This is a genomic window from Nocardia sp. NPDC051911, assembly GCF_040681035.1.
GTDB classification, from domain to species: Bacteria; Actinomycetota; Actinomycetes; order Mycobacteriales; family Mycobacteriaceae; genus Nocardia; species Nocardia sichangensis.
This window is the reverse complement of sequence record NZ_JBFAXY010000010.1, coordinates 117,740-140,258: the sequence shown is the minus strand read 5'-3', so window position 1 is coordinate 140,258 and position 22,519 is coordinate 117,740. Positions and strand designations below refer to the sequence as shown.

Sequence of the window (22,519 nt, the reverse complement as noted above, 5' to 3'; positions counted from 1 at the left end):
GTCCGGCTGGGTTCACGCTGGGAGTTCGCTGTGCGGCTCAGCGCCTGCTGGCCCTGCGATATCCGATGCTCGCGGGCACCGCGAACACGACGATCGCGCCGAGCGACCACACGGCGGTCAGGGTGAGCGGGCGGGCGAGCGGTCCCCCGTAGGCGAGCGCGCGCATGGCGTCGACTCCCACCGACATGGGCTGGTTGTGCACCACCGGCTGGATCCATTTCGGGAACGCGACCAGCGGCACGAAGCCGGTGCTGAAGAACATCATCAGTGAGGTGAGGATCGTGATGCTCTCCACCAGAGTCGATTTCGCGGTGAACACGGCGACCGAGGTGACGATGGTGGCGAATGCCACGCCGAAGAACGTCGGGAGGACCAGGAAGACGATCGTCGCCGCGACACCCTCGTGGAAGCGGAACCCGAGCACGAAGCCCACCAGCACGACGGAGACGGTGCACGCGAAGATGCGGCAGCCCTCGGCGAGCACCCGCGAGGCGAGTCCGGAGGCACGGTGCACGGGCAGCACCCAGAAGCGGGCCAGCAGGCCCGCGTCACGTTCGCGGCCGAGCAGGACACCTCCAGCGACCGCACCGGAGAGCGCGCCGACCAGAGCGACCAAGGGCACCGAGCCGTACAGCGCGCTCTCGCCGGTGAACTTCCGGATCTGCCCGCCGATGACGGTGTTCAGCATGATCAGCAGTAGGCACGGGATGATCAGCGTCTCCAACAGCGTGACCGGGTTGCGCGCCCAGCGCAGCAGCAGTCGATGGGTCTGGATCAGCGTGTGCCGCACCAGTGCCGACCCCGATATCTCCGAGCCGGTGAGCAACTCGTCCGAGTGTTCGGTCAACAGTGCCATCACGCCCTCCTCGAGCTCAGTCGCATCGACAGCAGGACGGAGGTGGCCAGATAGCCCAGCGCCCAGACCAACGGCGGACCCATCAGCGACCAGGTCACCTCACCCGCGTTCGGTCCCTTGTCCCCGGCCAACGCCCGCAAGGCGATGGCCCACTGCGACACCGGCTGATTGCGCACGAACGGCTGCACCCATTCCGGGAACTGATCGGCAGGCGCGATGCCGGTGGACAGCATGCCCAGGATCAGCGGCGGCAACACCAGCGCCTGTGCCGTCGCCTCCGGGTTGTGCGACAAGGTGCCGATCACATCCCCGCCCCAGATCAGCGCGATCCCGACGAGCACCGAGAACAACACGAAGCCGACTGTGTGGGCGGGGCTGAGGTAGAAGCGGAACCCGATGACGTATCCGCAGATCAATCCGCTGATCAAGGCGATGATCAGGCGGAAGACGCTGCCGGCCAGGCGCGCGGTGACCGGGACCAGCGGGCCGATCGGCATCGAGCCGAAACGCCGGTTCAGCCCGGCCACCGAATCGGTGGCGGCGCGGAAGGCCGCCGAGACCGCGGTGAACGCGGCGGCCTGCAGGATGACCAGCGGCATCATGTACTGCGCGTAGCTGCTGAATCCCGTGCCGATGACGGTCATGATGGTCTTCAGCGGGATGAAGAAGCTGGCGGTGAACGTCACGGGCGCGAGCACCGAGGTGAGCACCTCGCCGGTTCGCATCGACGGTGCGATCAACCGGGTGGTCAGCACCCACCACTGCTGCGGCCGCAGCGGCGTCGCACGGGTCTGGCTGAGCCAGGTCGCCGCCGCCGTCACGACGCGGCCTCCCGCCGTGCGATCTCTTCCGTCGTCGCCAGATGCCCGGTCAGCTGGAGGAATACGTCGTCGAGCGAGGGCCGACGCAGTGCGACGTCCACGAGATCGAAGCCCGCGCTGTCCAGCCTGCGCAGCGCCTCCAGCAGTGTCTTCGCCCCGTCCGGGGCCGGTATGGCGATCCGATCGGAATCGGGACCGAGCGCGTCCCGATTCTCCTGCGGCAACAGGTGGCCCAGCGCGGCGGCGATAGCGGGCAGGTCCCGCAGATTCAGTGGCACCACCTCGCAGTAGCTGCCGCCGGTGCGCGCCTTCAGCTCGTCGGCGGTGCCCTGGGCGATCACCACGCCGTGATCGATGACGATGATCCGGTCGCTGAGCGCGTCGGCCTCCTCCAGGTACTGGGTGGTGAGCAGGGTGGTGATGCCCGCCTTCTTGAAGCCGGCGACCAGATCCCACACCCCCTGCCTGCTGCGCGGATCCAGGCCGGTGGTCGGCTCGTCCAGGAACACCACGTCGGGCCGCACGACCAGACCGCAGGCGATGTCGATGCGCCTGCGCATGCCGCCGGAGTAGGTGCCGACCCGGCGGCCCGCCGCGCGTTCGAGGTCGAACTCGGCGAGCAGTTCGTCCGCGCGGGCGCGGGCGGTCCGCTTGCGCAGGCCCATCAGCCTGCCGAACATCACCAGGTTCTCGTAGCCGCTGAGCATGTCGTCCAGCGCGGCGTACTGGCCGGTCAGCATGATGCTGCGGCGGACAGCCGCGGGATCGGCCAGCACGTCGTACCCGGCGACCGTCGCCCGGCCGCGATCCGGCCGGACCAGTGTGGACAGCACGTTCACCATGGTGGTCTTGCCCGCGCCGTTCGGTCCCAGAATGCCGAGCACCTCGCCCGGCTCGGCCGCGAAGTCGACTCCGCGCAATGCCTTGACCGCGCCGAAGGATTTCTCGATCCCTTCGACTACGACTCCTTGGTCGGAATTCATCCTCGGCCTCCCAGATGTGCATCGAGCACGCGCGCGACGACCGGCAGCACGTGCGGCGCGGTCAGTTCGTCGTGGGTCGCCTCGATGTCGTGGTTGATGATCTCGCCGGTCACGTACGGCCCCCAGCCGTCCGGACCGAAGATGTCGGAGGTGTCGACGATCGCGCTGAAGTACACGATGTCGCCGTCGAACACCGGGCGGCGGTAACCGGTTCTGGTCCGCGCGGCGGCGTTGTAGGACGCGGCCATGCGCTCCAGCGTCGCGGCGTCGATCAGCGACACGCCGAGCCGTTCGCGGATCAGATCGGCCGCCTGCTGCGCGGTCGCGTCCGCGGGGACGTCGTGGATGCCGAACACCGCGCCGAAGGTGTTCACGAACGAGCCCGCGGTGAGCCGTTCGATACTGTCGCCGTCGATGTCGGCGGTGTCGGCGTCCAGCAGCGCGACCACGCCCACCTCGGCGCCTTCGGCCTTCAGCTTCGCCGCCGCCGCGTGGGCGATGAGACCGCCGAACGACCAGCCGAGCAGGTGGTACGGCCCCTCGGGTTGCAGGGTCCGGATCTCCCGCACGTACCGCTCGGCGAACTCGTCGATGGAGCGCGCGGGCGGTTCGTGGCCGCCGAGGTCGGGCGCTTGCAGCCCGTAGATCGGGCGGCCGGGTGCGAGCGCGTCGGCGAATCCCAGGTAGGTCCACGACATCCCGGACGACGGGTGGATGCAGAACAGCGCGGGTTGCTCGCCCCCGAGCCGGATCGGCAGCACCACGTCCAGCCCGAGGCCGCCCGCCGCGGGCACGGCCGGAGACGCCGTGGCCGCCGCTTCTTCCTCGGCGGCGGTCCGCGCCGCCGGGGTATGGGCGAACCGGGCCGCGGCGCTCAGGGCGTCGATCCACAGATCGGCCAGTTCGGCGACCTCGTCCTGGTCGAGCAGCGTGGACGGGAAGCCGAAGCTCGCCCGCAACCGGTCGCCGATCACGACCGCGTTCACGTCGATCGCCGATTGCAGCGGCACGCCGGGGTCTTCGGCGACGTGCACGTCGCCCAGTTCGTCGGTCGGCAGCCAGCCCAGGCCCTCGAGTCCGGCCGGGATGTCCCCGGTGGAGTAGCGGCCCAGGTAGTTGAAGCCGACCCGGCCCGGCAGCCGCCGCGGCAACTGGCGCGCGGTCTCGGCGTTGAGATAGCGCAGCAGGCCGAAGCCGATGCCTTTGTCGGGCACCGCGAGCAACTGGTGCTTCACGGCGCGGATCGCGGCGCCCAACGCGGGTCCACCGGCCAGCGCGTCGTCGATGTCGATCTGTGCCAGATCGAGGCGCACCGGGTAGATGCTGGTGAACCAGCCGACGGTGCGGGACAGATCGGCGCCGGGCACCACTTCTTCCTGACGGCCGTGACCTTCCAGGCGCAGCAGCGCCGACGGGTCACCGGCGCGCCAGCGCACCAGGGCCAGCGCCAAGGTGGCCAGCAGCGTGTCGTTGACGCTGCCCTGGAACAAGCCGGGCAGGGTGGTGAGCAGCGCGGTGGTGACCTCGGCGGACACCTCTCGCTCGACCATGCGCAGCGTGCCGGTCCGGTCGACGGCGGGATCGAGTTCCCGGCCCCCGATCAGCGGGTCGGGTCCGGCGAGCACGTCGTGCCAGTACGCCAATTCGGCGACCCGCTGTTCGGAGTGCGCCTCCTCGGTCAGCGCGTGGGCCCACCGGCGCATCGAGGTTCCGGTCTCCGCCAGCACCGGGGTGGCGCCCGCCGACACCTGGGCCCACGCGGCCACCAGGTCCGGGATCAGGATGCGCCAGGACACCCCGTCGATCACCAAGTGGTGCGTCAGCACGATCAACCGGCCCGATCGGGTGCGCGAGCCCGCGTCGCCGACCGGGTCGAGCCAGATGAATTGCAGCACCGTGCCGTTGGCCGGGTCGAGCCGGTCGGCGGCGGCGTCCAGCTCCGTCATGGCGAACTCGTGCAGTTCGATCGGGTCGACGGCGGTGAACTCGACGCGGTGCACCAGCGCGTCCACGTCGACCGATCCGGGGGAGCCGACCAGTATGCGCGGGCCGTCCGCGCCGTCGGTCACCAGCCGGGCGCGCAGCATGTCGTGCCGGTCCACCGCGGCGGCGAGCACGGTGACGATCTGGGACCGCTCGATGCCGACCGGTAGCTCCAGGACCGCCGTCTGGGCGAAGCGGTCGTGGTTTCCGCCGCGCTCCAGCATGTAGTGCGCGATCGGCGTGAGCGGCAGTTCGCCGACGCCGCCGCCGGGCAGCTCGTCCAACGTCACCGCGGCGCCCGCCGCGTCGACGGCCGCGGCCAGCGCCGCCACCGTGCGGTGCTCGAACACCTGCAGCGGGGTGCAGGTGATGCCCTGCTGCTTGGCGCGCGACACCAGCTGGATCGCCAGGATGCTGTCGCCGCCCAGCGCGAAGAAAGAGTCGTCGGCGCCCACCCGCGCCACCCCCAGCAACTCGCCGAAGATCGCGGCCAGCTGCTGTTCGGTCGGCGTTTCGGGCGCGCGGTACTCGGTGCGGTCGGCGCGGAACTCCGGCGCGGGCAGCGCCTTGCGGTCCAGCTTGCCGACCGCGTTGAGCGGGATCTCGTCCAGCACGACGAACGCCGAGGGCACCATATAGCCGGGCAGGATGTCGGCGGCGAAGGCGCGCACCTTCGCCACGTCCAGCTCGGAGCCGGGCGTGCGGACCAGGTAGGCGGCCAGCGCGGTGGCCCCGGTGGGGCCGGGTACGCCGAGCGTCACCGCGAAGTCCACGCCGTCGGCGCGGCCGAGCACCGCGTCGATCTCGCCCAGCTCGATCCGCTGTCCGCGCACTTTGACCTGGAAGTCGGTGCGGCCCAGGTACTCCAGTTCGGGTCCGGAGTCGCCGCGGATCCAGCGCACCAGATCGCCGGTGCGATACATCCGTTCACCCGCCGTGCCGAAGGGACCGGCGACGAAGCGGGCAGCGGTCAGACTCGGCCGCGCGTGGTACCCGCGCGCCAGCGACGGCCCGGCGAGATACAGTTCGCCCGCCACGCCGAACGGGACCGGGCGCAACCGGTCGTCGAGGACCAGCACCTGCGCGCCCTGCACCGGCGTGCCGATGGTTACCGGGGCGCCCACCGCCAGCGGCGCGGAACCTGTTGCCCAGATGGTCGATTCGGTGGGGCCGTACAGGTTGACCATGGTGCGTCCGGTGGCCCAGCGCTCGACCAGTTCCGCGCCGACCGCCTCGCCTGCCACCGCGAGCACCCGGACGCTGGTCACCTCGGCGGGGTCGAGGGTCGCCAGCGCGGATGGCGTGATCACCATGTGGCTGACCTGTTCGGTGTCGATCAGCTCCGCCAGCGCGCCGCCGCCGAACACCTCCGGCGGTGCCACGACCGACGCGCCGCCGGAACCGAACGCCATGATCGCCTCGAACACCGACGCGTCGAAGCTCGGTGACGCCACCTGCAGCACCCGGGATCGCTCGTCCAGGCCGAGTGAATCCCGTTGCGCCGCAACCAGATCGGCGATACCGCGATGGGATACCGAGACGCCCTTCGGTGTGCCGGTTGAGCCGGAGGTGTAGATCATCCACGCCGCGTTGTCCGGCCGGATGGGGCCCGGCAGCTCACGCTCGCCCAGCGGCCGGCTGCTCGCGGCGCTCCACCGCTCGACGAGCGCGAGGTCGTCGAGCACCAGCCAGTTCGTGCTGTCGGGCAGCATGGGCCGGAACGCGGCGAGGGTCAGCCCGAGCGTCGCGCCGGAGTCGGTGAGCATGTGATCGATGCGCTCGACCGGGTGCTTCGGATCGACCGGAAGGAACGCCGCGCCCGCTTTCGCCGCGGCCCACATGCCGATGAGCAGTTCCGGCGAACGCGGCAGCCCCAGCGCGACCACGGTTTCCGGGCCGCCGCCCGACTCGAGCAACACTCGGGCCAGGCGATCGGCGTGCGCGTCGATCTCGGCATAGGTGGTGGTCTGCCCGTCGGACACCAAGGCGATGCGGTCCGGGTACCGCCGCACGGTGTCGGCCAGCAGGTCCGGCAGGATCGTGGTCGCCGCCGCGGCGGGGCCACGCACGGGTACCAACGTCGCCCGTTCGGTCTCGTCGAGAATGTCGATATCGGCGATGCGTACCTCGGGCCGCGCCAGCACCGCCGCGAGCACGCGCCGCCACCGGGAGGCGAACGCGGCCACCGTCGCCTCGTCGAACAGATCCGTGGCGTAGGTCAGCACGGCCTCGATGCCCGCCGGACCGCCGGCGGCGAAGCGCTCGCGCAGATCCAAGGTCAGGTCGAACTGGGAGGCGTCGCGCTCGAAGTCCTCCACCTCGAACCGCAGGCCGGGCAGTTCCAGCACGGGTTCGACGAAGTTCTGCAGCGACAGCGAGACCTGGAACAGCGGGTGGTGCGCGGTCGAACGAGCCGGATCCAGCACCTGGACCAGCCGCTCGAACGGCACGTCCGCGTTGGCGAAGGCGTCCAGGTCCGTGGACCGGACGGTGTCCAGGAACGCGGCGAAGCCCGCGCCCGGATCGACCGGGGTGCGCAGTGCCAGGGTGTTGACGAACATGCCGACGAGCTGGTCAAGCGCTTCCTCGCCGCGTCCGGCGACCGGGGTGCCGATCAGCACGTCGTCGGTGGTGGCGAGGCGCGCGAGCAGCACCGCGAGCGCCGCGTGCACGACCATGAACGGGCTGACGTGGTGCGCGGTGGCGAAATCCACCAGCGCTCGGTGCGTCTCGGCGTCGACGGTGAAGCCGAAGTCGGCGCTGTGCATGGTCTGCACCGCGGGGCGTGGCCGATCGGAGGGCAGTTCCAGCACGTCGGGCGCGCCGGCCAGGGTCGCGCGCCAGAACTCGATCTGCCGTGCCGCCAAAGAGTCCGGATTCGCCTCGTCGCCGAGCACCTCGCGATGCCACAGCGCGAAATCGGCGTACTGCACCGGCAGCGGGACACGGACGGCGTGCCCGCCCGCGGACCGTTCGGAGTAGGCGGCGACCAGGTCGGCGGCCAGCGGCGCCATCGACGCGCCGTCGGCGCTGATGTGGTGCACGACCAGCACGACGACGTGCACCGGCGGCGTGGCGGCGGCGACCTCGGCGGAACTCGCGGTGTAACTCGATGAGACCGGTGCGGTCGCGCTCACGGGCCCGGACGAGATCGGCGCTTCGCCGGTGGAAGGGGCCGACGACACCGGTCCCGCACTCGCGGAGGGCTCGACGTCGCCGTGGATCCGGAAAAGGCCGACCCGCAGCGGCGGCTGGGTGGCGAGATCGAAGCCTGTTCCCGCCAATTCGGTGATCCGTTCCCGCAGTTCCGCGCCGTCCTCGGTGTCGCTCACCGGCATCGCGGGCACGGCCACGTCGGCGTCGACCACTACTTGACGCGGCCCTTCCGCGTCGGCGGGGTAGAGCGTGCGCAGGCTCTCGTGCCGGTCCACCACGTCGACGAGCGCCGCGCGCAGCGCCTGGACGTCCAGCTCTCCGGTGAGCCGCAGTGCCACCGCGATGTTGTAGGCGGCGGAAGCCGGATCCATCCGGTTGAGCACCCACATGCGCTGTTGCGCGGGAGACAGCGGAACCCGGTCCGGCCGGATGCGGGGCGCGAGGCCGAACCCGCCCGGCGCGGCGCCGGTGGCGGGCACCACCCGGGCCGACAGCTGGGCCACGGTCGGCGCGTCGAACAGATCACGCAGCGCGATCCGCGAGCCGAGCGCCGCGTTCACTCGCGCCACCACCTTGGTCGCGCTCAGCGAGTTGCCGCCGAGTTCGAAGAACGACTGGTCGACGCCGACGCGGTCCCGTTCGAGCACCTCGCCGAACACGGCGGCCACCGCCTCCTCGACGGGCCCGCGGGGCGCGAGGTAGGGCCGGTGGCTGTCGGAGAAGTCCGGCACCGGAAGGGCTTTGCGATCCAGCTTGCCGACCGGGGTGAGCGGGATAGTCTCCAGCACGACGAGGTAACCGGGCACCATGTAGCCGGGCAGTTCGGCGGCCACCTGCGCGCGCAGCCGCTCGACGTCGAGCCGCGCGCCTTCGACGGGCAGCACGTAGGAGACCAGCACGGTCGTCCCGGCGGGGCCGGTGCGCCCGATGGTCACCGCGTATTCGACCTCGTCGTCGCGGGAGAGCACCGCGTCGATCTCGCCCAGCTCGATCCGCAGGCCGCGGATCTTCACCTGGAAATCGCTGCGGCCCAGGTACTCCAGCTCGGGACCGGCGCCGTTGTCGACCCAGCGCACCATGTCGCCGGTGCGGTACATCCGCTCGCCGGGTTCGCCGAAGGGGTCGGCGACGAACCTGCTCGCGGTCATCTCGAACCGGTTGAAATAGCCGCGCGCGAGCGCGGGACCCGCGAGGTACAGCTCACCGGGCACTCCCATCGGCACGGGACGCAGCCAGGCGTCCAGCACCACGGTGTCCGCGCCGCGGATGGGGCCGCCGATCGTGATCGGCTCGCCGCTGACGAGTTCGCCCGGCCCGGTCGCCCAGATGCTGAACTCGGTGGGGCCGTATAGGTTCACCATCCGCCTGCCCGGCGCCCACCGCTCGATCAGCTCCGGCGTCGCCGCTTCGCCCGCGACCGCGAGGACGCGCAAGTGTTCCAGCCCGGCGGGTTCCATGGTGGCCAGCGCCGACGGCGTGATCACGGCGTGGGTGACGCGCTGGGTGCGCAGCAGCGTCTCCAATTCCGTCCCGCCGTAGACATCCGGCGGCGACACCACTAGCCTGCCACCCGCGCCGTGCGCGATGAGCAGTTCGAACACCGAGGCGTCGAAACTCGGCGAGGCCACTTGCAGCGCGCTGGTGGTGTGGTCGAGCGCGAGCGTCTCCCGTTGCGCGGTCACCAGATTCGCGATGCCGCGGTGGCTGAGCAGCACGGCCTTGGGCTTGCCGGTGGAGCCGGAGGTGTAGATCAGGTACGCCGTCTGATCGAGGTCGATCGGCCCGCCGCGCTCCTCGTCGGTGATGGGCGCTTCGGACACCGTCATCACCCGGCGGATGGTGTTCAGGTCGTCGAGCAGCAGCCAGTCGATCGTGCCGGGAAGCGTCTCGCCGGTCGCGGTGACCGTCACGCCGATCGGGGCCTTGGAGTCGGTGAGCATGTGCTCGATGCGTTCCACCGGGTAGTTCGGGTCCAGCGGAGCGAACGCCGCGCCGGTCTTGGCCAGCGCCCACACGGCGACCACCGACTCCAGCGAACGGGTGAGCGCCAGCACGACGAACACCTCCCGCCCGACGCCGCGGCGCAGCAGTACCCGGGCGAAGCGGTTGGACCAGGCGTCGAGTTCGGCGTAGGACATGGTGAGTTCGCCCGCGGTGATCGCGATCGCGTCCGGATCGATGCGCGCGCCCGCGGTGAGCAGCTCGGGCAGCGTGGCAGGCGGCACGGACGCCGGGCCGCGTACCGGCGCCAGCGCGGCGCGCTCGGCGTCGTCGCAGTATTGCAACTGGGAGACCAGCGCGTGCGGGTTGTCCGCGAGTTGGGTCAGCAGCCGGACGAAGCGATCCAGCAGTGGCCGGGCCTCCTCCGCCGGAAGCTGGTCGGCCATGTACTTCAGCGTGATCCGCAGCGTGTCCCGGCCGTCGTCGCCGCGCAGCGGGATCACCATGAGGTTGAGCGGGTACGGCGTCGCGTCGGTGCCCTCCACGTCGAGCACCCGCATGCCCGCGATGTCCAGCGCCTGCGACAGCGCTTCGCGGTCGATGGGATAGGACTCGAATACGGTCAGCGTGTCGAACAATTCGGCGAGGCCGACCGCCTGGTGGATGGCGGCCAATCCGACGTGCTGATGGTCCATCAGCCGCGCCTGCTCGGCCTGCACGCGCGCGAGCAGGTCGGCGACCTTTTCCGCCGGATCCAGCCGCACCCGCACCGGCAGCGTGTTGATGAACAGGCCGACCATCTCCTCGACCCCGGCCAGCTCCGGCGGCCGTCCCGAGACCGTGCCGCCGAACACCACGTCGGTGCGTCCGGTGAGCATGGCCAGCAGCATCGCCCACGCGGCCTGCACCAGGGTGTTCACCGTCGCGCCCGCTTCCCGGCCCGCGGCCTCCAGCCCGGCGACGGTGTCGCGGGTCAGGTCGACGGAGGTCATGCCGGTTTCGGTCGATTCGATCCCGGCGAGGGTGGGCACCGCGCGGGTCGGGGTGTCGATACCGGCCAGCGACTCGGTCCATGCGGCGAGGGATTCCGCGTCGTCGTTGGTCTCCAGCCAGGTAAGGAACTCACGATAGGAATGCGCGGGCGGCAGGGCCGCGGCGTCACCGTCGGTGACGTAGAGGGTGAGCAGTTCGCGTACCAGCAGCGGGGTCGACCAGCCGTCCAGCACCAGGTGGTGGTTGGTCAGCACGAAACGGTAGGTGTCCGGGGCGATCCGGATGAGCGTGCAGCGCAGCAGCGGGGGCCGGGTGAGCTCGAACCGGGTGCGGGCGTCCACCGCGATCAACCGGTCGACTTCCCCGGCGCGCTCGGCCTCGTCGGCGATGCCGGTGAGATCCGCTTCCCGCCAGTCGATCTCGGCGTCGGCCAGGACGAGCTGGCGCGGACCGTCCTCGGTCTCGACGAAGGCGACGCGCAGGTTCTCGTGGCGGGTCACCAAAGCCTGTGCGGCACGGCGCAACCGGGCCGCGTCGACGGTGCCTGCCAAGGTGAGCAGCGACTGCACCGTGTAGCCGTCGGCGGTGTCGGAATCGTAGAGCGCGTGGAAGAGCAGGCCGTACTGCAGTGGCGAGAGCGGCCACACGTCGGCGAGGTTCGGGTAGGCGCGCTCCCAGTCGTCGATCTGCGCCTGTGTGACGGTGACCAGATCGAAGTCCGACGGTGTGCGTCCGCCCGCGCTCGCGGACGCGACGTGCCGAGCCAGCGCGCCGAGCGCCTGCTCCCACAGCGCGGCGAGTTCGCCGAGATCCGTCTCCTCGAAAAGCCGTCCGGCGTAGGCCCAGGTCACCTCGAGTCCGGCATCGGTGAGCACGGCGTTGATGTCGACCGCGGCGGCCAGCGGCGCGCGGTCGTCCTGGGTCGCGGCGAACCGGCGCGGCAGCCACGGTTCCGCTTCGCCGCCGGTGGACGCCCGCCCGAGGTAGTTGAAGCTGATCTGCGGGGTGGGCGCGTCCGCGAGCGCCGCCGCGGTGCTCGGGACCAGGTAGCGGAGCATCCCGAATCCGATGCCTTTGTCCGGCAGCGCGCGCAGCTGTTCCTTGGTCGCCTTGATCGCGGCGCCTGCCGCGGCCCCGCCCGCGAACGCGTCCGCCACGTCGATGCCGGTCAGATCGACCGCGACGGGGTAGACGCTGGTGAACCAGCCCACCGTGCGCGCCACGTCGGCGCCCGGCAGGACGGTTTCCGCGCGGCCGTGGCCCTCCAGCGTGAACAGCGTGGAGCTGCGCTCGCGCCACCGTGCCACCGCCAGCGCGAGGGCTGCCAGCAGCACGTCGTCGGCCCCGCAGTGGAAACGATCCGGCCCGGTGGTGAGCACGGACTGCGCGATGTCCGGCGGTACGACGGTCGCCAGGTGCGCCATGGAGCCCACCACATCGACGGCCGGGTCCATCGGCGCCGAGCCGAGCGCGGGGTCGGGTGTCGCCAGGACGTGTTGCCACAACGGCAGTTCGCCGGTGCGCGAGGCCGCGTGCTCGCGCTGGCCGTGCGCCCAGCGCCGGAACGAGGTGCCGACCGGAGCGAGCTCGGCGCCCAGCGCGGCGGTGGCGAGGTCCGGCAGCAGGATCCGCCAGGAAACGCCGTCGGTGACGAGGTGGTGCAGCACAAGCCACAGCAGCGGCGCGGCGTCGGCACGCTCGATCCACACGAATCGCGCGACCACGCCGGCCTCCGGGTCGAGCAGGTCGGCGGCGCGCTGCAACGCACGCTCGCAGGTCGCGTCGAGATCAGCGTCCGCGGGCACGATTTCCAGCAGGGCGCCCGCGTTCACCGCACCGGGCTCGGCGACCACCCAGTTCCAGCCGTCGCCGGTGCGGCGCAGCGTCGAACGCAGCAGGTCGTGCCGGTCGAACAGCGCTGCGAGCGCGGCGACGAGATCCGTGCGTTCCATGCCCGACGGCAACTCGATCAGCACCGCTTGGGCGAACCGCCGCCAGGTGTCACCGGTCTCGAGCATCGCGCGCACGATCGGCGTCAGCTCAACGTCGCCGACTCCGCCGCCGGGCAGCTCGTGCACCACTCCGGTCGGCACATCGGTGGCCACCGCGGCCAGCGCGGCGACGGTCTTGCGCTCGAAGACATCCCGTGCGCCGAACCCGAGCCCGGCCGCCTTCGCCCGCGACACCAGCTGGATCGAGACGATGCTGTCGCCGCCGAGCGCGAAGAAACTCTCGTCCACTCCCACCGATTCCAGGCCGAGCACCTCCGCGAACAGCGCGGCGAGCGTCTCCTCGCGCGGTGTGGACGGCGGCCTGCTCGCGGTGGTGCGCGCGCCGAATTCCGGTGCGGGCAGCGCCTTGCGGTCCACCTTGCCGAGCGGCGTGAGTGGAAGACGGTCGAGCACCATGATCACGGCGGGCACCATGTAGGCCGGAAGCGACTCTCCTACCGCGGCTTTCAGCGCCTCGGGGTGGATCTGCGCACCCGGCTCCGGCAGCACGTACGACACGAGCGCGGTGGCGCCCGAACCGGTTTCGACACCGAGGGTGAGTGCGAAGTCGACGTCGGGCTGCCGCTGCAAGGCGGCATCGATCTCGCCGAGCTCGATGCGGAAGCCGCGCACCTTCACCTGGAAGTCGCTGCGTCCCTGGTACTCCAGTTCGACGCGGCCGTCGTTGTGCACCCAGCGCACGAGATCGCCGGTGCGGTACATCCGCTCGCCCGTGCCGTACGGGTCGGCGACGAAACGGTCGGCGGTCAGCCCGTTGCGCCGGTGGTAACCGCGCGCGACGCCGGGACCGGCGAGGTAGAGCTCGCCGACGGTGCCCGGCGGCAGCGGACGCAGCCACGGATCGAGGACCACCGCCGACACGTCGCGGGCCAGACTGCCGATGGTGACCGGACCGTCCGGCGTCAGCGGGGCGCTGAGGGTGACGGTGATGGTGGTCTCGGTGGGCCCATAGCCGTTCAACAGGGTCCGGCCCGCCCATTTGGTCACCAGCTCGGGCGGGCAGGCGTCGCCGCCCACGATCACGGTGCGCAGCTCGGGCAGGCTCGCCGGGTCCAGCGAACCCACGACGGCCGGGGTCACGTTGAGGTGGGTGACGCGGTGGGCGCGCAGTACCTGGGCCAGCTCCTCGCCCGCGTACGCCGACGGCGGCACCACGGCCAGCGTCGCGCCCGTGGCCAGGGTGACCAGGATCTCCTCGACCGAGATGTCGAAACTCGGCGACACGGCGTGGGCGACGACGGACTCGGCGTCGATGCCGAATCCGGCGCCGGAGCTCGCCACCAGGTTGGCCAGCCCTCGGTGCGGGACGAGCACGCCTTTCGGGAGCCCGGTGGAACCGGAGGTGTAGATGATGTACGCGGCCTGGTCAGGGTGCGTCGCCGCGGTGCGGTCGGCGTCGGTCAGCGGCGCGGCATCCTGCTCGGCCATCGCCCGTTCGGTGCCCTCGTCGTCGAGCGACAGCCAGGACACCCGGCGCGGCAACGACTTTCGCGCGGCCGCCGTCGTGATGCCCGCGACGACGCCGCTGTCGCCGACCATGTGCTCGATCCGGTCGGCGGGGTAGGTCGGGTCGATCGGCACGAACGCCGCGCCGGTCTTGGCCACCGCGATCGTCGCCAGCACCGACCCGATGGACCGCGGGATGGAGATCGCCACGGTGCGCTCGGGCCCGGCGCCCGCGGCGATCAGCACCCGGGCCAGCCGGTTGGTGTAGTCGTCGACCTGACGGTAGGTCAGCGCGGTCTCGCCCTCCACCAGCGCGGTCGCCAGCGGATCGCGGGCCGCGCCTTCGGCGAGGAGGGCGGGCAGCGTCCGCGCCGCGACGCCAGCGGGTCCCCGGGCGGGCGCGAAGCCGGTGCGCTCGTCGTCCGACAGCACCGGCACACTCGCCAGCGGCGCGTCCGGCCCGGCGGCCAGGAAACGGTGCAGGAACGACAGGAAGCGGCGATGCTGGCCGGTCAGCTCGGCCTCGGTGTAGAGGTTGCCGTTGGCCTGGAAGTCGATGTGCGTGCTCTCGCCGCCGACGCCCGGATACAGGTTGACGAACAGGTCGTCGATCAACCCGGAGGTCAGCACGTGCAGCCGCCCGGTCACCGGGCCGAGCTGGATTCTGGTGTCGACCATCATCAGGTTCACCGACGGGCCGAACGACCCGGCCTCGTCCATCGGCCAGCCCAGATCGCGGAAGATGTCCTCCTGCCGGTAGCGCTGGCGCCGCAGCGCCCCGGTCAGCTCGCCCTGGGCCGCCCGGATCACCTCGCCGACGGTCGTGGCGGGCGTCAGCCGCAGCCGCAGCGGGACCACGTTGGCGATCATGCCGCCGGAACGCCGCAGCGTCGCGGTGGTGCGCGCGGACACCGGCAGGCTCAGCACGACTTCGGGCGCGCCGGTCATCGCGGACAGATACGCGCCGAAGGCGGCGACCACGGTCGGCGCGACACCGGAGGACACCTGCTCGGCGACGGCGTCCAGCAGGGTGCCGGTGTCGGCGGGCAGCGCGCCGGTGACCCGCCGCGGATGCCCGTCCACGCCCGCGGTGCGGCCGGCCAGGCTCACCGGATCGGCCATGCCGTCCAGATGCGCCTGCCAGTGCTCCCGGTCTGCGCCGAACCGCTCGGAACTGCGGTAGGCCAGATCGGCCTCGACGATCTTGCGCAGGTCCTCGGCCTTCGCGGGCGACGCTTCGCGGCCCTCGACGGCGGCGTTGTACAGCTCTCCGGTGCGCTGCACCATGGTCAGCGCGCCCATGCCGTCGAGCACGATGTGGTGGATGCGCGAGTACCAGAACCAGCGGTCCGCGCCGACGCGCAGCATGGCGATGCGCACCAGCCGGTCGCGGGTCAGCTCCAGCGGGGCCTCGTACTCCGCGCGCATCCACGCGTGCGCGGCCGCCTCGGGATCGGGTTCGGAACGGAAGTCCAGCGTTTCCAGACTGTCGTCGAGCGTGGGGTCGACGAATTGGAACGGATGTCCCTCCACCTCGACCAGGCGCAGGTAGCCGGTGCCGAACTCGCGCCCGGCCTGCCGCGCCGACCGCGCGAGCAGGTCGAGGTCGATCGGACCGTTCAGTTCGACGTACTGGGCGATCGAGATCGGAGTATCACCGGCGACGTGCTGGGCGAACCAGATGCCGCGCTGTGCCGCCGATAGGGCGAAAGCCCCATCGGGAAGAACTGTGTCGGAATCTTTCGCCGAAAGGGAAGGCTGTTGCATGACGTGTCCTACGTTCTGACCGCGATCCGGCCGATCGGCAGTGACCGCCCGTAGCCACCGCGGTAGCGGTAGTACCTGCCGCCGCACAGCACGCGGCAACTCAATTCTGAACCGGCGCGGTCGACGCTGCGGGGGTATTGGGCACACTGCGCGACCCGAACATCGCTGTTCGGGTCGCGGGGGAGGGGTTGTGTCCGGTCAGGCGGCTTTCGGGAGAAGATCCAGGTCGGCCGCGCCCAGCGGGGCGGCGGAGCTGGTCAGGTAGCGCTGCAGAGTGGAGCGCTCGTCCAGCACCAGCCAGGTGATCGCTTCCGCGGACTCGGGCTGCTGGTCCTTGGTGGTGACGCCCACCGAGGTGCCGAGCGCGTAGGAGCCGTCGTCGGTCACCGGCACGGCGATGGCGCCGATCTTGGTGGCGGCCCGCTCGGCCACGACGGACTCGATCGCCTGGTCGATCGCGACCGCGATCCGGGTGCCGGGTCCGGCGCCGAGGCGCAGCAGCAGCCGGGCCAGGCGATTGGACCAGCGGTCCAGCTCGGCGTAGGTCAGGTCGCAACCGGCGGTGGATGCCACGACCGCGTGCGGATCGACCTCGGCGACGGGCTGTGCCACCGGCAGGGAGTACAGGTTGTCGGCGAGCGAATCGGTCAGCGTGTGCATGTCGTGTCCTCGGGGTCGATTGAGAGGTTCTCGGCGTACCTCTGAATCTCGTCCTCGAGCGGACTTTTCGACAGCAACCCCAGCGCTGGTCCGCGCACTCCAAGGGTGCGGGAAACCTCACCCAAGGGGTGGGCGGTCAGTCGGTCACGTAACCGTTGAGCGTGTTGCGCAGGTCGGTGAGCAGGGCGCGGGCGGCGGTGAGGCCGTCGCTGTGCCAGACGCTGTCCTCCACGGCGAACACCCGGCGATCGGTGGCGGCGCCGAGTTCCTTCCACTCGTCGGTGCGCAGCACCGCTTCACCGTGTTTCTTGCCCTCCTGGCCCGCGAGGATCACGTAGATCAGGTCGCCCTCCGCCTTGGTGGCGAACTCGCTCTCGCGCACGTCGAACGAGGCGCCGCGCTGCGCGGCAGGACGCTGCACACCCGCGTCGGCGAGCACCTGGCCGGAGAAGCTGTCACCGCCCTGTACCCGCTGGGCGTCGCCGGTGAACCGGAGGATCGATGCCTGGGTCTGGCCCGCCGCCAGCGTGGTGCCGGTGTCGCGCGCCTCGGTGCGGTAGTTCTGCAGTGCGGTCTCCGCCGCGTCGCGCCGTCCCATGCCTGCCGCGAACGCAGCGAACTCGGCTTGCCAGCTGTTGTTCGAACCGACCAGCACGGTCGGTGCGATGGCTTGCAACGTGCTGAAACTCGCTGTGCCGGTGGGGTTCTCGCCCAGAATCAGATCGGGATGCAGGGCTGCGATCCGGGCCGGGTCCGGCTGCGCGGCGGTGCCTACGCCGGGGATCTTCAGTACGCCGGTGCCCAGATAGGCCGGTTGCGGGCTCGGGCCGTCGAGGGTCACCGTCCCCACGACCCGCTCCCACAGGCCGACCGCGCAGACGGCGTCCAACGCGGAGGTGTTGAGCACGACGATGCGCTGCGGGTCGGCGGGGACCTCGGACACGCCCGCCGCATGGGTGACGCTGCGGGTGTCCCCGCCCGCCGGGTCGGGCGCGCTCGGCAGCGCGCACGCCTTGGTGGTGTCGCGCTCCAGCCCCACCACACCCGCGCCCGCGATGTTGGTGGTGGTGCGCACGATGGAGGCGGAGTCGTCGGTGGCGCCGCCGCAGCCCGCGAGCACGAGCGCGGCACACCCGGCCACGACCGCCCGGAACCGATGACCGGCCGCGCCGTTCCGATGACGAATCGCGCGAATTCGGGTGCGTACCTGCATCACGTCGCTCACCGGCATGCGAGTGAGGGTACATGTCGGCGGTGGCGGGTCCCTGGGTGAGGTCGCGGCGGTTGGCGTCCGTGCGCCGCGCTTCGCGGGCAGGAATCCACCACCCAGCAGACGCCCGCACGCAACGCCCCGGTCGGTGCCGGTCTGCGTGCGGGCCGCCGGGATCAGGCTCTATTGCCTCCGATGCTGAAGCGGGCGCCGGTGGCGTCGGTGACCGCGGCCATCCGGCCGTAGGGCGTGTCCTGGGGCGGCGAGAGCACCGTCCCGCCCAGTTCGGTTAGCCGCTCGACGGTCTTGTCCACGTCGTCGGCGCCGAAGTAGACGATCCAGCCCGCGGGTGCGCCCTCGGGCAGGAAGGCCGACGCGTCCATGACGCCGCCGAGCATCGGGCTCTCGGCGTGGATGGTGGAGTAGCGGAACTCCGGGGCGTCGGAGACGGTGAAGATGTCCGACCAGCCGAAGACCTCCCGGTAGAAGGTCAACGAGGCGTCGTAGGCGCGGGTGTGCAGCTCGAACCAGGACGGCGCGCCCGCGTGCTCACGCCACTGCCCGCCGGAGACCAGACCCATGGTCTCGAAGCCGGGGAACGTCCCGGCCTGCCAGATGCCGACGCCCGCACCCCCGACGTCGCCGAGCACGGCCATCGTGCCCAGCTCGCCCACCGCCATGGGCGGCACGACCAGCGACGCCCCCGCCGCCGTCGCCGCGTCGGCGGTGGCCTGTGCGCCGGAACTGGCCAGATACACCGTCCACTGTTCCGGGCTGTCGGTGTCGCCGGGCATCCTGGCCATCGCGCCCGCCACCGCGCGCCCGTCCTTGCGGAAGGTGACGTACCCGCCGAACTCCTCGCCCGCGCTCTCGGCGGTCCAGTCGAACAGTTCGCGGTAGAACGCGATACTCCGATCGAGGTCGGAGCTGTACAAATCGACCCAACAGGGATCGCCGATCTTCGTGCGGTTGGTTCCGGTCATCGCTGCTCTCCTGGCCTGAGGTGAACTCGTGTCACCTCTACAGACGCCGGCCACCGACAGAACTCATCGGTCCCGGAAAACAACACAGCTACGACAGAGAGTAGGACCCGTTCGGTCGGGCGCATCTTCACGGGTTTACGATTCGGAGAGCGCAAGCGAACTGTCGTCTGTTCCGACATCGGGATGGATGCGATCAGCGGAGCCTGCGGAGCGACCTAAAGGCACCTTTCAGGAGGATCAGTGACTGCCGTAGAGCCCCAGCCAGTCCCTCAGTTGGAAGCGACTCGGCCTTATCCGGCTCGGACCGGGCCGAAGGGCTCGTTCATCTACAAGATGGTCACCACCACGGACCCGAAGGTCCTGGGTGTCATGTACCTGACCACGTCGATGGGCTTCTTCCTCATCGGTGGCCTGATGGCCCTGCTGATGCGCGGTGAGCTGGCCCGGCCGGGCCTGCAGTTCCTCTCGACCGAGCAGTTCAACCAGCTGTTCACCATGCACGGCACGATCATGCTGCTGTTCTACGCGACCGCGATCGTGTTCGGCTTCGCGAACATCATCCTCCCGCTGCAGATCGGCGCCCCCGACGTCGCCTTCCCGCGCCTGAACGCCTTCAGCTACTGGCTGTACGCGTTCGGCGCCAGCATGGCGACCGCGGGCTTCATCACCCCGGGCGGCGCCGCGGACTTCGGCTGGACGGCGTACGTGCCGCTGACCGACATCCTGCACTCCCCGGGCGTCGGCACCGACCTGTGGATCCTGGGCCTGGCGGTGTCCGGTCTGGGCACCATCCTCGGTGGCGTGAACATGCTGACCACGGTGGTCTGCCTGCGTGCTCCCGGTATGACCATGTTCCGGATGCCGATCTTCACCTGGAACATCGCCGTGACCAGCGTCCTGGTGCTGCTGGCCTTCCCGCTGCTGACCGCCGCGCTGTTCGGCCTGGCCTACGACCGTCACCTGGGCGGCCACATCTACGACCCCGCGACCGGCGGCATCCTGCTCTACCAGCACCTGTTCTGGTTCTTCGGCCACCCCGAGGTGTACATCATCGCGCTGCCGTTCTTCGGCATCGTCTCGGAGATCTTCCCGGTCTTCTCGCGTAAGCCGATCTTCGGTTACACCACGCTGGTCTACGCCACCCTGGGCATCGCCGCGCTGTCGATCGCGGTGTGGGCGCACCACATGTACGCCACCGGCGCCGTGCTGCTGCCGTACTTCTCGTTCATGACCTTCCTCATCGCGGTCCCGACCGGTGTGAAGTTCTTCAACTGGATCGGCACCATGTGGCGCGGTCAGCTGACCTTCGAATCGCCGATGCTGTTCTCCATCGGCTTCATCGTCACCTTCCTCTTCGGTGGTCTGTCCGGCGTCATCCTGGCCAGCCCGCCGCTGGACTTCCACGTCACCGACTCGTACTTCGTCGTGGCGCACTTCCACTACGTGCTCTTCGGCACCATCGTGTTCGCCACCTACGCGGGCATCTACTTCTGGTTCCCGAAGATGACCGGCCGGATGCTGGACGAGCGCCTGGGCAAGTGGCACTTCTGGACGACGTTCATCGGCTTCCACACCACCTTCCTGGTCCAGCACTGGCTGGGCGCCGAGGGCATGCCGCGCCGCTACGCCGACTACCTGCCCAGCGACGGCTTCACCACGCTGAACACGATCTCCACGATCGGCGCCTTCGTGCTCGGCGCGTCGATGCTGCCGTTCCTGTGGAACGTCTTCAAGAGCTACCGCTACGGCGAGGTGGTCACCGTGGACGACCCGTGGGGCTACGGCAACTCGCTGGAGTGGGCCACCACCTGCCCGCCGCCGCGGCACAACTTCTACGAGCTGCCGCGCATCCGCTCGGAGCGTCCCGCGTTCGAGCTGCACTATCCGCACATGGTCGAGCGCATGCGCGCCGAGGCGCACGTCGGCTGGGGCGCGGGCAAGCACGCCACCGACCTGCACGAGCCGAACGTCCTCGCGCAGTAGGGCGCTTGCCCGGCGGGGCCGGACGGGCGATGTCCGGCCGCGCCGTAGGATTCATCGCGACGAGTGTGCACCCGCTGGTCACCAGCGGGTGCACACTCGTTTGTGGAGATCAGTACGCACCGTGCGTTGCGACAACGACGTCCAGCACAGCGACGGCGAACATCGAACATGGAGCGCATCAGTTGGCCGACACCACCGTCCTCGTCACCGTCACCGGGCCGGACCGCCCCGGTGTGACGTCCGTGCTGCTCGCGGCCATGTCCCGGCACCGAGTGAGCCTGCTGGACGTGGAGCAGGTCGTGATCCGGGGCAGGCTGACCCTCGGTGTCCTGGTGACCTGCCCGACCGACGCCGAGGCGTTGCAGGACGAGCTCGAAGAGGCCATGAACACCGTCGGCATGAACGTCGACGTGGAGGTGGACGCGGCGATCGGCAGGCAGCCGATGTCCACCCACGCGGTGGTCATTCTCGGCAGCCCGGTCACCGCGCGCGCGTTCAGCGCGGTGTCGCGGCAACTGGCCGCGCTGGGAGCCAACATCGACACCATCCGCGGTATCGCCGACTACCCGGTGACCGGCATGGAGTTGATGGTCACCGCGACCGACTCCGGCCCGGACACCGATTCGCGGCTGCGCACGGCGCTGGCCGAGGTCGCGGTGGCCGAGCAGGTGGACGTCGCCGTGGAACGTGCCGGGCTGGCGCGCCGGGGCAAGCGGTTGATCGTCTTCGACGTCGATTCCACCTTGATCCAGGGTGAGGTCATCGAGATGCTCGCCGCGCACGCGGGCGTGGAGGACGAGGTCCGCAAGGTGACCGAGGCCGCCATGCGCGGCGAGATCGATTTCGCCGAATCGCTGCGGCAGCGGGTAGCGACGCTGGCCGGGCTGGACGAGTCGGTGATCGAGGAGGTCGCCGACCGGATCGAGCTGACCCCCGGCGCCCGCACCACCATCCGCACGCTGCGCCGGATCGGTTTCCGCTGCGGCGTGGTGTCGGGCGGTTTCCGGCAGGTGATCGAACCGCTGGCACACGAGCTGGAACTGGACTTCGTGCAGGCGAACACCCTGGAAGTCGTGGACGGCAAGCTGACCGGCCGCGTCGTCGGCGAGATCGTCGACCGCGCGGCCAAGGCGACCGCCCTGCGCAAGTTCGCCGCCGACGCCGGGGTGCCGATGGAACAGACCGTCGCGGTGGGTGACGGCGCCAACGACATCGACATGCTCAACGCCGCCGGGCTCGGCGTGGCCTTCAACGCCAAACCGGCGCTGCGCGAGGTCGCCGACGCCGCGCTCTCCCATCCGTATCTGGACGCGGTCCTGTTCATCCTCGGGGTCACCCGGCACGAGGTGGAGGCCGCCGACGCCAGGGACGGCCTGCTGCGCCGCGTCCCGCTGGGCTGAACATCCGCCCGGTTCCGCCTCAGTAAACGCTGTCGGACGTAGTCGGTCGATAGCTTCGCGCAGGGCGGGAGTGAAGGGCGGAGGTACGCCTGGATGGGTGCTGTCGGACGTAGTCGGTCGGTGACTCCGCGCATGGCGGGAGTGAAGGGCGGAGGTACGCCTGGATGGGTGCTGTCGGACGTAGTCGGTCGGTGACTCCGCGCATGGCGGGAGTGAAGGGCGCAGGTACGCCTGGATGGGTGCTGTCGGACGTAGTCGGTCGGTGACTCCGCGCATGGCCGGAGCGAAGGGCGCAGGTACGCCTGGATGGGTGCTGTCGGACGTA

General features: G+C 70.5%; 9 protein-coding genes. 2 read left to right on the top strand and 7 right to left on the bottom strand.

Annotation, left to right across the window (positions count from 1 at the left end; all coding sequences use genetic code 11):
• Positions 1 to 37: 37 nt before the first annotated feature.
• From AB0L97_RS15005 to AB0L97_RS14975, 7 genes are all read right to left on the bottom strand, one after another.
• A complete protein-coding gene (locus AB0L97_RS15005) occupies positions 38 to 856 on the bottom strand; it encodes an ABC transporter permease (RefSeq protein WP_355078754.1) in 819 nt (272 codons plus the stop codon).
• Entirely contained in the window at positions 856 to 1,677 is an 822-nt protein-coding gene (locus tag AB0L97_RS15000; RefSeq protein ID WP_355078755.1) for an ABC transporter permease, read from the bottom strand. Before AB0L97_RS15000 ends, AB0L97_RS15005 begins: the two co-directional genes overlap by 1 nt.
• Positions 1,674 to 2,660 (bottom strand): ATP-binding cassette domain-containing protein, encoded by a 987-nt coding sequence (locus tag AB0L97_RS14995; RefSeq protein ID WP_355078756.1) that lies wholly within the window; start codon positions 2,658 to 2,660, stop codon positions 1,674 to 1,676. Before AB0L97_RS14995 ends, AB0L97_RS15000 begins: the two co-directional genes overlap by 4 nt.
• Entirely contained in the window at positions 2,657 to 15,958 is a 13,302-nt protein-coding gene (locus AB0L97_RS14990; protein ID WP_364429386.1) for an amino acid adenylation domain-containing protein, read from the bottom strand. The genes AB0L97_RS14995 and AB0L97_RS14990 overlap by 4 nt, the downstream gene beginning before the upstream one ends.
• Before the next feature lie 198 nt (positions 15,959 to 16,156).
• Positions 16,157 to 16,618 carry an AMP-binding protein gene (locus tag AB0L97_RS14985; protein WP_355078758.1) on the bottom strand — a complete coding sequence of 154 codons (462 nt, stop codon included), beginning with the start codon at positions 16,616 to 16,618 and terminating at the stop codon, positions 16,157 to 16,159.
• 136 nt (positions 16,619 to 16,754) lie between these two features.
• Entirely contained in the window at positions 16,755 to 17,849 is a 1,095-nt protein-coding gene (locus AB0L97_RS14980) for an ABC transporter substrate-binding protein (RefSeq protein ID WP_364429381.1), read from the bottom strand.
• 155 nt (positions 17,850 to 18,004) lie between these two features.
• Positions 18,005 to 18,811 (bottom strand): VOC family protein, encoded by an 807-nt coding sequence (locus AB0L97_RS14975; protein WP_364429378.1) that lies wholly within the window; start codon positions 18,809 to 18,811, stop codon positions 18,005 to 18,007.
• A gap of 240 nt (positions 18,812 to 19,051) precedes the next feature.
• Here AB0L97_RS14975 and ctaD point away from each other — a divergent pair, with 240 nt between their 5' ends.
• Positions 19,052 to 20,794, top strand: coding sequence for a cytochrome c oxidase subunit I (gene ctaD, locus AB0L97_RS14970; RefSeq protein ID WP_355078763.1), 1,743 nt, complete (start codon positions 19,052 to 19,054; stop codon positions 20,792 to 20,794).
• 182 nt (positions 20,795 to 20,976) lie between these two features.
• The gene (gene serB / locus AB0L97_RS14965; RefSeq protein WP_039795339.1) at positions 20,977 to 22,194 is read left to right on the top strand and encodes a phosphoserine phosphatase SerB; all 1,218 of its coding nucleotides are present in this window, start codon (positions 20,977 to 20,979) and stop codon (positions 22,192 to 22,194) included.
• Positions 22,195 to 22,519 lie beyond the last annotated feature (325 nt).